Below are 14,390 nucleotides of genomic sequence, written 5' to 3' on the forward strand. Positions count from 1 at the left end.
GCCCTTCGTGGCTACCATGACCTTTGTCCGGCCTCGGCCGGGCTGCCTCTGCCATGTTCGTCAGCGGCGTTCTTTTGGCGAACCAACGAGTCCCCGTTGGGCACCGAAACTGGCCTCTGGGCTTGTCCCTGAAGGTCTCAGGTTCCCACTTATTAATTGCGGGTTCTCAAAAGCGCCTCAACGGCATTGCGGTGGAGGCTTCACCCGGCCCACGCCCGGAGCCGACTCGATCGGCCCCGCGTGCGGGCCGGTCTTCGTTTCGAACCTCGGCGATGACGCCCATGGACAACCGCACGCGGAAACGCCGGCTCCGCCGGGAAGTCCGGGCCAGGATTCTGGCCACGGCCCCGGCCCGACGCCTCGAGGAAGAGGCTGAGCTCGCCCTTCGATTCGAGACCCTGCCGGGCCTCTCCTCGGCTCGGACGGTCCTGCTCTACGTCCGCGCGTTCCGCGAAGAGATCGACACGCGACCGATGGTCGCTTCGGCCCTCGAACGAAACCTGATCGTCGCCTGCCCGCGCGTGGATGCGGCCGGTCAACGCCTGCGCCTCTTCCGCATCGCCGACCCCGACCGCGACCTCGTCCCGGGCACGCTGAACATCCCCGAACCCGCCGCGACCTGCCCCGAGCTTTCCCCCAAAGCGATCGACTGGGTCCTCGTCCCGGGCCTCGCCTTCGACCCGCGTGGCTATCGACTGGGACGCGGAGGCGGCTACTACGACCGACTGCTGCCCGAGCTACGCCCCGACGCCCCGCGCTGGGCGCTGGCCTTCGACGCCCAGTGGGTCGAAGGCCTCCCCGTCGAGCCGCACGACATGCCGCTCGACGGGATCGTCAGCCCTTCTCGGACGGAGACGCCCGCCTGACTTACGGCTTGGCCTTCTCGACGCCGATCGCCAGCGACGCATAGGCCGAGTTCGCCGCGGCGACCTGCGCCGCCGTCGTGTCGCCTGCGTGGAGGATGACCCGATAGCGGAACGTGATCGACTTGCCCTGCGGCACGACGAGGTCACCGCTGCGCCCGGACTTGGGGTCGAACTCGCGATTTCCGAACGGATTGGCGGCGAACAGCCCATAAGTGCGGACGTGCCAGGTGGTCGGGTAGCGGACGCTGGTCGGGTGATTGAGGATGGCGATGCCGACCGTCTTGCCGTTGACGGGCCCGACATAGTCGACCCAGGCCGAGGGCTTGCCCCAGGCAGCGTCATCGGTCAGTCCCTCGGCATTGATAATCTTGCCACCTTGCTTGGCGGTGACATCCATGCTGCTGGCCACACGCACGCCGAACGACCCTTCCTTGGTGTCGCCGAAGGTGAGCGGCCCTTCGCTAGCCTTCACGGTGAAGTCGAAGTCGATGACCCGGGCGCCCTTGGTGTTGTAGAACCGGGCGACGCGCTCGTCTTCGCAAACCTTCTTGCCATCGGACCCGATCCAGTCGTCGGTGGTGCGTAGGATGCCGACGGCGGGGCCGCCCAGCTTCGTGAGCTTGGACGTCTCCTTGATCGTGCCGTGGCCGGGCATCTCGGACCAGAAGTCGACACCATTCACCTTGCCGTGATTGAACCAGAGCGAACGGTGGTGCGGGTGGTCGAGCTTCTCGCCCGCGACCTTCTTCATGGGGAAGGCTCGCGTGACAGGGGCGCCGGTCGGCCCGATCAGGGGGAAGAAGAACGGCTTGGGCCCGACATTGCTGACGTACTCGGTCAGGGGCTTGCCGCCGACCGTCACGGCGACGTTCGGCCCCTCATCGGTGAGCACCACGCCCGGCGCCGCGGCCGAGTCGGCGGCCTGTGTCACTTCGAAGCCGTTCGTACCCTGGTCGAGCGCCGGCAGCACGACGGCCAGATACGTCTTGCCCGCGTCCTTGTAGACCTGCGCCGCGAGGGCGGGGCCTTTCCCTTCCGGCCGGACCAGGTAGGCGCCGGGGGCGGCATCGACCTGGAACCAGATGGGCGTCTCGCCCAGCACAGGGCCGGGGTTGTTGACCGTGAATTGCCAGGGCTCGACGGCTCCCGCCGCGGGGGCCGCGAGCAAGAGCAGGGCGATCGCGGCTCGAATCGTTGGCTTCATCGGGCGGCACTCCGTGGGTCGTCTGATCGGTTCACATCGTGGTCGTTCGGGCGGTCAGGGCAGCCGCCATCGCTCGTCGAAGAATCCGGCAACCTTGGCCTTCTGGTTCGGGTCGGCCAGCTCGAAGACGGCGTAATCCCCCAGCTGGGGATAGAGCAACGCATTCGTCCCCTTGAATGCCGATGCGCCGAACGTGTGGCCGCTGTTGAGCACCACGTAGCGGCCCCTGGCCAGCGGGCTGGGCGCGATCAAGGCCGGCGAGTGCGTGGCCGCGTCGTAGGTGTTACGGAGCCGCAACGACTCGCGCGTCCAGGTCAGCGGCAGCCCGGAGAGCGAGCGGGCGATGAGCGAGTTGGAGCCGGGATCGCCGAACAGGATCAGATTCTTGCCGGCAATGTCGGCCTCTGTCACTTGCGCATCGTCCTTGACGGGCAGGTCGCCCCGCATCCACTTGCTCCAGTCCTTGGAGAAGCGGTCGAGGCGGGCGTCGGCCCAGGCCTGGAGCGCCGGGTTCCAGGGGGTCCCGGTGCCCCGGACGCAGAGGAACGGGCCGGTGAATGCGTCGTCGATCGGGCCTTGAAGGCCGGGTGCCTTGGTTCCGTCGAGGTTCTCCTGCAACCCGCGCGAGGCCTCGTGGTCGAGCACCTCCCAACCCTTGGCCCGCTTCTGGTAGTAAACCGAGGGGAGCAGGCCCGACGCCGCCAGCTTCAAGGGGAGTTCGTCGCCGTCGAGCTTGATCGTCTCGCCCACCTGGCGCTGAACCGAAAGGACCGCCACGTTTTCCGTGGTCGCGATCACGGAGCCGCCCTCGACGCGGGCATCGACGGTCGCCCGCGTGTAGTGCTCGCCCATGCGCTCGACGGCCAGCCATGCGGCCTTCGGATACTTGAGCGAGTACGTGACGAACCGGACTCGGGCGGGTTCCAGGTTCGCCCCGTCCTTGGCGTGCTCGTCGTGAAAGGCCGCGAGCAAGGCGGCGCTCGCCGGGTCGACCTTGTGGCCCATCTTCGCGCCGACGACGCCGAGATAGTCGATGTCGGTCCCTCGCGTGACCAGGCCGTCGGCCTTCAGGGCGAACCCCAGCGTGCGCAAGGCTTCTTCAATATTGCGGCTCGCCTTCAACTGCGGGTCATCCTCGCCGCCATAGCCCGCCATCGGCACGTTGAAGGCGTTCAGCGCATGATCCACCGACTCGTAAAGGTGGATCCCTCGGGCCTCGACCTCGGTGAGATTGGCGAGCTTGGCATAGCGTTTCGTCTCGGTGAAACCGGCGCCAGCCTCGACCGACGACCAGGCGGCCGGGTGGTGCAGGCCCAGGTGCCAGGCCCCTGCCCCGCCCATCGAGAACCCGCGCAGGACGACTCGACGGTCGTCGACGGGATAGTTCCGCTTGACCGCCTCGATGGCCTCGAAGACGTCGGTCTCGCCCGCCCAGCGGTAGGCGTTGTTCCCCCGGCCGAAGACGTGCAGCACCAGGCCCGCCTGCCCCGCCGGCGCGGGCTTGCCCTGGTGAGCGTGCAGGAAGCTGACCTCGTTGAGCGTCGCCCCGCGCCCGTGCAGGACGACGTCGAGCCGCAGCTTCCTGTCCGCGGGCACACCTCCCGCGGGGACGACCACCGCATAGGGCTGGATTGATCCATCGACCCTGGAGACATATCCGCGAGCGGTCGATCCCTCGGCGGTCGCCCATGGGCTCTCGCGATGGGCAAGCTTGCCCGCCCGGTCCAGGCCCCTGCCCAGCCCCTCCAGCGTCCAATCCGCGTACGCAGGGGTGTAGAACTCGCCGTGTTCCACGATCAATCGGGCCGCGCGGAGGTAGACGCGGACGTCGGCCACCAGATCGGCCGACTTCGGCGGGACGATCCCCCGCTCGATCGACACAAGGGCCTTCTCCAGCTCGTCGGATTTGGCCGCGATCGCCGCGAGCTGTTCCGCCTTGGGCTCGATCGTGGCCGAGGGCGGCGGTGCCTGCGCCCGCGCATCGCCCTGTGACGTGGCCAGGGACAGGAGCCCCAGCGACGCGGCCAGAAGGCCCTTGAAACTCATCATCACCGGATTTCGCCCCCTCGCACGAAGGCCGGGACCCGCCCGGCCGGGCCCCGATTGTAGCCGAACCGAAAGGCCGGCCAAGGCCCAAGGCCGCCGGCGGACTCGACCGGGGGATGCGTTTGTGGTCTCATCGGGGATCGCCCCGACATCACCCCGCAGGACCGATCCAACGATGGCCGAATCCAGGTTTGGCGTGGGCTTATGCTCGCCCGACGATCTCAAGAAGCGCCTCGACGAAGGTCAGCCCCTGGTCCTGCTCGACGTGCGCGAGGACGACGAGCGGAACTATTGCGCCATCGCCGCGCCCGTGCATGCGACCGACCTGCACGTCCCCATGGGCAGCATCCAGGAGTCTTATGAGCAGATCCGCGAGGTGGCCGAGACGGCCCCGGTCTTCGTCTACTGTCACCACGGGATGCGGTCGATGACCGTCGCACGCTGGCTCGCGGGCCGGGGCCTGACGGGCGTTCACAACCTCGAAGGGGGGATCGACGCCTGGTCTCAGGGCATTGATCCCGGCGTCCGCCGGTACTGAGACGGGCCGGCCTGGGTCAACGGCTCTCCAATGGCAACGAGCGACGCCCGGCGGGAACCGAAGGAAGCGCCGATGGCCTTGGAATCGAGCAACCCCGGCAGCCGACCGGGGTCTTCGGCGGTCCAAGGCGCATCCAGTACGCCATCAGAGAGTGCAACCTCGCCCAGAGGGCCATCGAGAATCCGACCGCCCCCAGACCGTCCAGCCGGGCTGCTCTCGGCCGCCCAATGCACCTCCGGCCCCGCACCCAACGCATCAGACTCTCGACCACGCTTGGGCGATCCACGCCGATCATCATGCAACCAACCCGCCGCCGGAAAATCGCACGTTTTCTCTCGATCGCCCTCCGCTCTGGCAACGCGTTTACATGGATTTACGCGAATTAATCATTTTCTCAAACCAATACACTCTTTTAACTTGCGTCGGCTATACCCGCATTTATGGCCACAAACACGGCGAAATCGGGTCGACCCGGCGCTCGCCTCCATGTAGAACGAACGCTTTCGTTTGAACCCCGGACACTCGGGTCCGGAACAGCGGAAGGCTCCGACCGAGCAACCCCACTTTCGCCGCATCGAACGGGCGGAAATTGCTCCCGGTTGGGAGCCGTACCTCGGACACGCTCATAAGGATGCGTGCGTGTTCGGCTGGCTAGCCGCGTTCCAGGTCGAAGAGGTGAAGGCATGAAGCCAGACCTTGTCCCAACGCGTTTCCATGCCTTCGACGGCCTCCGGGCTTCGATGATGCTGCTGGGCGTCGTCGTCCATACCGCTCTGTCCTACAGCCAGATCCCCTCCAGCAGGCATTGGGTCTTCAAGGACTCGCAGACCAGCATCGTCTGCGACCTGTTGCTGACGGGGTCGGGCCTGTTCCGGATGCCGGCCTTCTTCGTGCTGGCGGGGTTCTTCGCGGCGTCGACCCACCGCAGGCGAGGGCCGGCCGGGCTCGTCCGCGACCGGATGCGGCGGATCGGACTGCCCTTGGTGGCGGGCTGGGTGATTGCGTTCCCCATCACCCGCGCCGCCTTCGCCTGGGCGCGGACACCCGCGGGCGTCGGCCCGGTCGCCTCCATCTTGCTGGCCATCCGCGAAGGGTCGCTACTGGACCGGCCCGGTCCGATGCACTTCTGGTTCCTCGAGAACCTGATCCTGTATTGCACCCTGGCGGCGCTGACCGCCCGGCTGGTCCGCGGCATGCCCAGCCTGGCGATCCGGCTCGACGCGGCCTTCCGCGGCGCCTTGCAGTCGCCCCTGGGGCCTCTGGCGTTCGCCGTAGCGACGTTGCCGGCGTTCTGGATCTCGCCGGGCGCGGCTCTGGAGACGCCCTCGTCGTTCCTGCCGCCCGCCTCGTCGCTGCTCGGCGACTGGGGCTTCTTCGCCTTCGGCTGGATGCTGGGCCGCCACCCGGAGCAAGTCCAGGCCCTGGCGCGGTACCCGATCAGGCTGCTCGCCCTGGCCCTGGTCTGCTGGCCGCTCACCCGCACGGCGGGCCTGTTGCGGCGATCCGGCCTCGATCCGGTGCGGCTGTCATTCGGGCCCGAGCTGGCCCACACGGCGTCGGCCGCGGCGACCTCGCTCGTCACCTGGCTGCTCGTCTGCGGGGTCATCGGCCTGGCCCTGTGCTATCTGGACCGCCCCATCCGCGGCGTCCGCCCCCTGGTCGCCGCCTCGTACTGGATCTACCTGGCCCACCTGCCGCTGGTCGCCTGGCTCGCCCCGTTCCTGGCCGATGTCCCCCTGCCGGGCGTGGTCAAGCTGGTCATCGTGGCGTCCACGACGATCCTCACCTTGCTCGTGGTGCACAAGCTGGCCACCCGCCCCGGGGCGATCCGGATCGTCGCTGGAACCTGGGGCAGAGACCATCCGGGGCCGGTTCACGCTTGAGCGCCGGCCTCGGCTCTGGTACCAACGCGGTCAAGAACCCCGAATTTGCACGGGCTTCCCCCGCCGACACGCGTCGCCAGCCACCGGGCATGGCGACCCCCACCAGACGCAGGCAGCAAACGAGGACCCGCCCATGACCGATCCCACCACCAGGCGCGACTTCCTGGCCGCCTCGGCGTTTGCCGCAGCGAGCCTGGCCGCCACCAGGGCCGGCGCCGACGAGCCGAAAAAGGCCGTCGGGGCCAATGACAAGATCAGCCTCGGCTTCATCGGCGTCGGCGGCATGGGTTCAGGCCTGCTGAACATCTTCAAGACAATGCCCGACGTCAACGTCGCCGCGCTATGCGACGTCTACGAGCCCCACCTCCTCCGCGCCCGGTCGGCCGTCGACGGCAAGCCCGACACCTACGGCGACTTCCGCAAGGTGCTCGAACGCAAGGACATCGACGCCGTCGTCATCGCCACGCCCGACCACTGGCACGCCATCCCGGCCATCATGGCCTGCCAGGCCGGCAAGGACGTCTACTGCGAGAAGCCCCTGTCCTATCGGATCGCCGAGGGTCGGGCGATGGTCGACGCCGCGACCAAGTACAAGCGCGTCACCCAGATGGGCAACCTCATCCACGCTGGCGAGAACTATCGCAGGGTCGTCGAGATCGTCCAGTCGGGCGCCCTGGGCAAGGTCCTGAAGGCCCGGGTCTGGCTCAACGGCGACCACAGCGGCCTCGGCAGCCCGGATGATCTGTCGCAGCCCCCCGCCGGCGTCGACTACGACTTCTGGCTGGGCCCGGCCCCCAAGCGTCCGTTCAACGCCAATCGCTTCACCTTCAACTGGCGCTACTTCTGGGATTACGCCGGCGGCAGCCTCTGCGACTTCTGCTGCCACATCATCGACCTGGTCCATTGGGCCATGGAAGTTGACGCCCCCGAGACCATCACCGCCACCGGCGGCCGGTACGGCCTTCAGGATAACGCGGAGACCCCCGACACCCTCGAGGTCGTCTACCACTACCCCAAGGGAGAGAAGGGCTTCGACCTCGTCTGGAGCTCGTCCGACGTCAACCCTCGCGGCTTCGAGGGCAAGTCCATGGGGATCGCCTTCTACGGCTCCGAGGCCACGCTCGTCTCCGACTACGGCAGCCATCAGGTCTTCGCCAACAAGAAGGGCGCCGAGATCAGCCTGCCACCCAAGACCCTGCCCCGATCCGTCGGCCACCATCGCGAGTGGCTCGACGCCATCGCCAGCCGCGGCCAGGCGTCGTGCCACTTCGAGTACGGCCATCGCCTGACCAGCACCGGCCATCTGGGCAACATGGCCCTCTTGACCGGCGAGAAGCTGCACTGGGACGCCAAGGCCGAGCGCGTGACTAACCACGAGGCCGCCAACCAGCACCTCTCTCGCGCCGAGTACCGGGCCCCCTGGACCCTGCCCAAGATCTGAGATTTCTCGGGACGACGCCGACTTCTCATCCCACCCCGCAGCCGGGCCGCCGGCTGCGGGGTGGGATGCTGCGCGCACCGAAGAAACTCGGGAGCATCACGAAGGCTTCACGCAACCTTCCCGGAGCGAGGGGATAATCAGGCGAATGTGAATGGATAGCGGTCCGCACGACCGCCCCCCATCGCAGGGCCCCGGCCCATCTGTTCATCTCGCCGCCCCGTCGCCGCTGCCGCGTCCATCGACGCTCGCATCGGCGAAGTTCCCAGGAATCCAACCGTGCCCCAGCCGCTCGCCTCATCACGTCGTCACGCCGGCTTCACACTCATCGAATTGCTGGTCGTCATCTCGATCATCGCCGTGCTGATCTCGCTGCTGCTCCCCGCCGTGCAGAGCGCCCGCGAGGCCGCCAGGCGCGCGCAGTGCGTCAACAACATGAAGCAGATCGGCCTAGCCCTGCACAATTTCGAGTCGACCAACGGCTTCTTCCCCCCCTCGGGCATCACCGCGGCCGGCGAGTTGAAGGCCATGGCCATCAACGTCGACGATCAGGGACGAGACCTCCCGGCTCGCCACCCCGAACGCGGCAGCCATTACTTCCTGACATTCCTCCTCCCCTTCGCAGAGCAGCAGCAGGTCTTCAACACCTACAACATCCGGCTCGACTCACGCGAGCGGGTCAACTCCACGACCGTCGGCACCCAGCTCGCGATGTTCGCCTGCCCTTCGACCCCCGAGGCGGACCGCTACCACGTCTTCGACGACACCAACGTGCAGTCGTCGGCCACGTATACGGGCATCAAGATGGCCATGACCGACTACGCGGTCAACAATGGGATCGAGGTCAATCTCGCCGCAACGGGCCTGGTCGACCCCATCTCGGGCCAGATCGCCATGCTACGCAATGCCACCGACGCCCTGCCCAACAACCAGACCCGCCACTCCGACGTCACCGACGGCCTGACCAACACGTTCCTCGTCAGCGAGATCGCCGCCCGACCGTTCCGCTATCGAGGCTGGAGGAAGCTGGCGACCTTCGTCCCCAGCGCCGGCACCGGCGGTGGCTGGGCCGACTATGACTCGGGCTACACCACACACGGCTTCACCGTCGATGGGCTCAAAAACCCCGGGCCTTGCCATACCAATTGCACCAACAACAACGAAAATTACGCCTTCCACCCGGGCGGAGCCAATAGCCTGATGGGCGACGGCTCGGTCCGGTTCATCAAGTCTACGCTCGACATCCGGATCTTCGCCCGCCTGCTGTCCCGAAGCGGCGGCGAGGTCGTTTCGTCCGACCAGTACTGATCCGTCGCCACACCATTCAAGCGGCAGGGCGGCAACTTATTGCTGCCCTGCCCTTCCCCTTGATGAGTTCCCTCACCATGCCTTCGCACTCCTTCCGGGCGCCGCGCCACCAGGCGACGGCCGCACTCTCGCTCGCCCTCGCTGCCCTGACCTCGCTCGCCGGCTGCGGCTCGGACGAGTTCCGCCTCAAGGTCTACCCGGCCGGGGGAACCGTCCTTGCCGGCGGCAAGCCCGTCGCCGACGCCCTCGTCCGGTTCCACCCGGTCGACCCTGCAACCGTGAAAATCCCAGAGGGCCAGGCCGGCTACCCGATCGCCAACCCGACGACCGAGACCGCCGCCGACGGCAGCTTCCAGCTCAGCTCCTACCTGGCCAACGACGGCGTGCCCTCGGGCGAGTACAAGGTCACCGTCCTGGTGGGAGCCGGCAACCCGGGCGACGATGACTCGGGCGAGGAGGCCAACCCCGACGCTCAGAAGCCCCGGACGAAAGGCCCGAAGCTCGCCGCCGCCTCCAAATATCGCGACCCGGCCAACACACCCCTCAAGGCCACGATCAAGCCCGGCCTCGAGAACCGCTTCACCTTCGAGCTTAATTGACCCGGTCCGGAGAGGGGGGCGACGCCATGCAGCCCGCTTCCCGGCTCGCCGGGCACGGTGTCGTCCCGCCTTGCTCGGAAGATTCGCACTCGTACACCGAGAGCCGATTGTCCATTGTTCTGGGCGGTCGAATTGTTCTCGATCTCAACACGCATGGCATTGTTCACCGGCGTCAATGCGCCCACTTCATCCGCTCGAAGTAGGGTCGCGCCGGCAGTTGCACATCCTTCGACAGCCGCAGGTCGGGGCCGAACGGCCTGAGATGCGGCCAGTAGACGGCGAACACCTTTCCGATCAGCAGGTTGTCCGGCACTTCCCAGCTGGCACGGGGCGTCGAGGTCCAGCCTTCGCCGGGCTTTAAGGGATCAATCTGGTCGATTTTCCCCCAGGATCGGCCGTCGTTGCTCCACGCGCTGTTGTCGCCCAGCATCATGGAATGCCCCGGCCTGATGTCGTACTCGGTGGCCGCCGCCTTGATCGTCGACGCGTAACGATCGGGGTCGGCCAGCAGGTCGAACAGCTCGGAGGGATCGGTCCGATCGAGCGCCTGGTCGTCTTGCCGGGTGGGGAACTGCGTGTAGTACAGGTCGCGGCTCAGGACGAGGCCGCCGACACGGACCGAGGCCCCGCGCGACGCGACCGCGACCGGTGCCAGGTCGGCCGAGGTCGGACCGACTCGCTCGCCACGATGTTCGATCCCGTCGCCGAAGGGAGCCTCGCCGTCGACCCAGAGCGAGAGACGGCCGTCGACATTGGCGAACTCGACGTCGTAGGCTCCCGCCCCGCGAATCGGCGTCGGCCTCGGCTCGCCCAGCGGCTCATCGCCGCGTCTCAAGGTCGCCAGTCCGCTGGTCAGGTCGACCTCGCATGTGAGGGGCACGCCCCCCTCGATGAGTTCGAATCGCACCGCGCCACGGGGTTGCTCGACGTGCAGGCGCAGCGCCAGCGTGAGCTGACCGACCCAGTGCGGATAGAGCCAGCCCTTGGAAGACGCGCGAGGTTCGAGTTCCAGGCCCGCGGGAACGTCGGTGTCGTAGGCGTTGAAGTCGGTGATCAGGGTGGGCCTGGGCGGATGCGGCAGATCAACTCCCACTCGGATCGCCGCCCACTGATCGGGCTCGGGCACGACGTGGCGATATCGCAGCTCGGACCAACCCGGCGCATCGCCCGGTCGATAGAGGCCGGTCGGCCCCTCGCTCCAGCCAGTCCAGCGATCCCACCGAGGGTCGCCCCGGAGCGCCTTCGCCCTGTGCGAGTCGTCGTGGACGAGCATCTGCATCCCCCGCCGATGCTCGGTCGACCGCTCGGGTCGGCGGAATGGGGCCGAGGTCCCCAGGGGGCGGGCATAGATGTCGCCGTTGTCGATGCGAATCTGCTCGCCGGAGAGTCCGACCAGTCGTTTGATGTAAGGCTCGTTGGGAATCTCCGGGCGGCGGAAGACGATCATCTCCCAGCGTTTCGGGCCGCCGAACAGCCCCGGCCAGGCCACGTTCGTCTTCATCACCCCGATCCGGTCGCCCTGGAAGACCGGCAGCCCGCCGATCGCCGCATCGTTCCGGCAATTCCCGCAAGTGCCCCGGGCCACCTCGGTCCCCTCGCTGACATTCACCTGGAAGACCGAGCCGCACTCGGGGCACGCCAGCTCCTTGTGACGCCCCATCAGGGTCGGGCCCATCGACCCCGTCGGGATCACGAACCCTTGCGCCTCGAAGCCGACGAGCAGGTAGACCAGCGCCACCGCCACGCACGACTCCACCGTCTCTCGCCAGCCCCCTTTTGCCTTCGGAGGCTGCGGCCTGGACGCGGGAAGAGGCGCGGCGGGAACCGCTGGTTTCGTCTTGCGCGAGTTGCGTCGCGGTCGTGCCATCGTCGTGAGTCTCCCTCATGAAGTCGGAACTCCGGAGATTCGCCGCCGTTGGCCGGTTATTGCCCCCGACATCCCGGCTCGCCGCATGCAGGGCCTTTCGGCTATGCTCGGGCGATTCGCAAGTGCAACGCCTCGCCCCCTTCGGAGAGCCGGTTGGCCATGGATCTGAGCGTACGCCTCGGTCGGCTCGAGCTGAAGAACCCCGTCCTCGTGGCCTCCGGTACGTTCGGATACGTGCGCGAGATGAGCCCGTTCGTCCGCATTGAACGTCTGGGCGGGGTCATCCCCAAGACGGTCACCGCTCGACCGCGTGCCGGCAATCCCACGCCGCGCACGGCCGAGACCGCCTCGGGCCTGCTCAACGCGATCGGACTGGATAACGACGGGTTGGAGCACTTCATCGACCACCACATGCCCTACCTGCGCACGGTGGGCACGGCGGTCATCGGCAACATCGCCGGCGAGGACGAGGACCAGTTCGTCGCCATGGCCGCCCGCATCGGCGAGTGCCCTGGGCTGGCGGCGCTGGAGCTGAACGTCTCGTGCCCGAATGTCAGCCACGGGCTCGACCTGGGCATCGACGCCGCGGCTGTTGGCCAGCTGGTGGCCCGCGTCCGCGCGGTCTGCCCGCTGCCGCTCATCGCCAAGCTGACGCCCAACGTCACCGACATCGTCGCCATCGCCCGCGCCGCCGCCGAGGGGGGCGCCGACGCGGTCAGCCTGGTGAACACCTTCCGCGGGATGGTCGTCGACTGGCGCCGCCGCCGCCCGGTGCTGGCCAACGACATCGGCGGCCTCAGCGGCCCGGCCATCAAGCCGCTGGCCTTGCGCATCGTCTGGGAGGTCTCCCGCGCCCTTCCCGACCTGCCCATCATCGGCGTCGGCGGCATCTCCAACGCCGACGACGCCCTCGAATTCCTCGCGGCCGGGGCCACCGCCATCCAGGTCGGCACCGCCACCTTTGCCGACCCCGCCGCCGCCGACCGCCTCGTCGACGACCTCGAAACCCACCTTCAAGCCGCCGGCCTCACCTCGGTGCGCGAGATCATCGGCACCCTGAAATCCAACCGAGCCTGACCCGCCGGGAAGCAACGGGCTCCGACCGGTACCCCGCCCGGGTGCCATGCGTCCTCAACGCACAAGCATGGCACCCGGAGACCCGTCACTCCGGCAGCGGCTTGCCCTTCGTCTCGGGGGCGAAGGGGAGCGCGGCCAGGCCGATCAGGAAGCAGGCGGTCATCGTCACGCAGGCCAGGCGGTTGGACATGATCTCGCCGTAGCCGCTGTAGACGACGGTGAGCTGGCCCAGGAACAACGGGCCGAGCGCCGCGACGAGCCGCCCCACGTTGTAGCAGAACGACGTGCCGGTGCTGCGCAGGCGGGTCGGGAACAGCTCGGGGAAGTAGATCGCGTAGCCGCCGAAGACGGTGAGCTGGCAGAATCCCATGATCGGGATCAAGACGAAAATATGCCAGAACTCGCTGATATACCAGAAGGTGAACGCCGTCGACGCCATCGCCAGGACGAACGAGATGGCGAATGCCGGCTTGCGGCCAATCTTCGCCGTCACCCGGCTGAAGGCGTAGACGCCGAAGAATGCGCCGAAGTTCTGAAGCAGCGACGTGATCCCCGTCCAGATCGTCAGCTTGCCGGCGATCTCCTTGGGGTTGAGGCCTTGCGCCTTGAAGTGCCCCTCGAAGATCGGCCGGATCACGTCGAAGCTGAAGAAGCCGATCCCCCAGAGGCCCACCACGCCGGCAAACGCCAGCATCATCCCCACGATCAGGTTGTGCCGCCACCGCGGGTCGCTGAACATCTCGCTCAACGAGCCCAGCTTCGGCGCCCCGGCGATCTCCTCCTTCGCCTCGGCGGCCGCGGCCGCCTTCCAGCGCTCGGGCTCCTTCAGCCTGCGGCGGATCAGGATCGCCAGCAGCGCGGGGAACATGCCCACCAGGAACATGATCCGCCAGGGGGCCATCCCCTTGCCCGTCGCGTCCATGCCAATCTGGCCCGCTTGCTCCAGCAGGCCCAGCACGATCGCGATCAACGCGGCCAGCATGTTGCCCACCGCCGAGAGCGCCTGCACCCAGCCCAGCGCGAACGGCCGGGCCCGCTCGGGCATCACCTCGGCCACCAGCGCCACGCCCACCGCGAACTCGCCGCCGACGCCCAGTCCGGTCAAAAATCGGTAGAAGCTGAAGTCCCAGACCCCCACCGACAGGGCGCTCAGGCCCGTGCAGAGCGAGTAGATCAGGATCGTCAGCAGCATCGTCCGCGCCCGGCCGATCTTGTCGCCCAGCACCCCGAAGATCAGGCCACCGATCGCCCAGCCGACCATGAAGATCGAGGTTGCGTAGGCGCCATATTTCGTCACCAGCTCGGGGGCAGGCCGCACCCCGCCGACGGTCAGCAGCTCGGTGATGGCCGGCTTGCGGGCCAGGTTGAAGAGCTGCTGATCCATCGTGTCGAACAGCCAGCCCATGCAGGCCACCACCAGCACGAACCAGTGATATCGGGTCAGGTCCTTGTACCAGGGCCCGGTGTCGGCCCCCGTGGATGGCGACGCCGTCGACGCCGGGTCTTCGAAATGCATCGGGGGATAGCTCCCGGGAAACGAGGCGGGGGGTGGGGGCCGGAGCGG

General features: G+C 67.7%; 11 protein-coding genes and 1 other RNA gene. 8 read left to right on the top strand and 4 right to left on the bottom strand.

Annotated elements, in window-relative coordinates; genetic code table 11:
* Positions 1-42 precede the first annotated feature (42 nt).
* A non-coding RNA gene (ssrS, locus tag EP7_RS25515) (6S RNA) lies at positions 43-202 on the top strand.
* 79 nt (positions 203-281) lie between these two features.
* On the top strand, positions 282-866 hold the full coding sequence (locus EP7_RS25520) for a 5-formyltetrahydrofolate cyclo-ligase (RefSeq protein ID WP_463525065.1): 585 nt from the start codon (positions 282-284) through the stop codon (positions 864-866).
* A gap of 1 nt (position 867) precedes the next feature.
* Here the strand turns inward: EP7_RS25520 and EP7_RS25525 are convergent, their stop codons facing one another.
* Together EP7_RS25525 and EP7_RS25530 are read right to left on the bottom strand one after the other, a co-directional pair.
* The gene (locus EP7_RS25525) at positions 868-2,070 is read right to left on the bottom strand and encodes a DUF6807 domain-containing protein (RefSeq protein WP_463525066.1); all 1,203 of its coding nucleotides are present in this window, start codon (positions 2,068-2,070) and stop codon (positions 868-870) included.
* Positions 2,071-2,124: 54 nt separating this feature from the next.
* Positions 2,125-4,119 (bottom strand): alpha/beta hydrolase-fold protein, encoded by a 1,995-nt coding sequence (locus tag EP7_RS25530; protein ID WP_463525067.1) that lies wholly within the window; start codon positions 4,117-4,119, stop codon positions 2,125-2,127.
* Positions 4,120-4,291: 172 nt separating this feature from the next.
* On the opposite strand from EP7_RS25530, the gene EP7_RS25535 reads away from it, so the two are divergent.
* From EP7_RS25535 to EP7_RS25555, 5 genes are all read left to right on the top strand, one after another.
* Positions 4,292-4,654 (top strand): rhodanese-like domain-containing protein, encoded by a 363-nt coding sequence (locus EP7_RS25535; protein WP_463525068.1) that lies wholly within the window; start codon positions 4,292-4,294, stop codon positions 4,652-4,654.
* A gap of 683 nt (positions 4,655-5,337) precedes the next feature.
* On the top strand, positions 5,338-6,537 hold the full coding sequence (locus EP7_RS25540; protein ID WP_463525069.1) for an acyltransferase family protein: 1,200 nt from the start codon (positions 5,338-5,340) through the stop codon (positions 6,535-6,537).
* Between the two features lie 133 nt (positions 6,538-6,670).
* Positions 6,671-7,978: a Gfo/Idh/MocA family protein gene (locus tag EP7_RS25545; RefSeq protein ID WP_463525070.1), complete on the top strand. Its 1,308-nt coding sequence runs from the start codon at positions 6,671-6,673 to the stop codon at positions 7,976-7,978.
* A 276-nt stretch (positions 7,979-8,254) separates the two neighbouring features.
* Positions 8,255-9,283, top strand: a complete 1,029-nt coding sequence (locus EP7_RS25550; protein WP_463525071.1) for a DUF1559 domain-containing protein — start codon at positions 8,255-8,257, stop codon at positions 9,281-9,283.
* Between the two features lie 77 nt (positions 9,284-9,360).
* The gene (locus tag EP7_RS25555; RefSeq protein WP_463525072.1) at positions 9,361-9,882 is read left to right on the top strand and encodes a carboxypeptidase-like regulatory domain-containing protein; all 522 of its coding nucleotides are present in this window, start codon (positions 9,361-9,363) and stop codon (positions 9,880-9,882) included.
* A gap of 172 nt (positions 9,883-10,054) precedes the next feature.
* Here the strand turns inward: EP7_RS25555 and EP7_RS25560 are convergent, their stop codons facing one another.
* Positions 10,055-11,749 carry a S26 family signal peptidase gene (locus tag EP7_RS25560; RefSeq protein ID WP_463525073.1) on the bottom strand — a complete coding sequence of 565 codons (1,695 nt, stop codon included), beginning with the start codon at positions 11,747-11,749 and terminating at the stop codon, positions 10,055-10,057.
* Between the two features lie 159 nt (positions 11,750-11,908).
* Between EP7_RS25560 and EP7_RS25565 the strand changes: the two genes are divergently transcribed.
* Entirely contained in the window at positions 11,909-12,826 is a 918-nt protein-coding gene (locus EP7_RS25565) for a dihydroorotate dehydrogenase (RefSeq protein ID WP_463525074.1), read from the top strand.
* Positions 12,827-12,911: 85 nt separating this feature from the next.
* On the opposite strand, the gene EP7_RS25570 is transcribed toward EP7_RS25565, so the two are convergent.
* Complete coding sequence (locus EP7_RS25570) at positions 12,912-14,342, bottom strand: MFS transporter (protein ID WP_463525075.1); 1,431 nt, start codon at positions 14,340-14,342, stop codon at positions 12,912-12,914.
* Positions 14,343-14,390: the final 48 nt, after the last annotated feature.

The sequence above is a fragment of the Isosphaeraceae bacterium EP7 genome, assembly GCA_038400315.1.
Taxonomy (GTDB): Bacteria; Planctomycetota; Planctomycetia; order Isosphaerales; family Isosphaeraceae; genus EP7.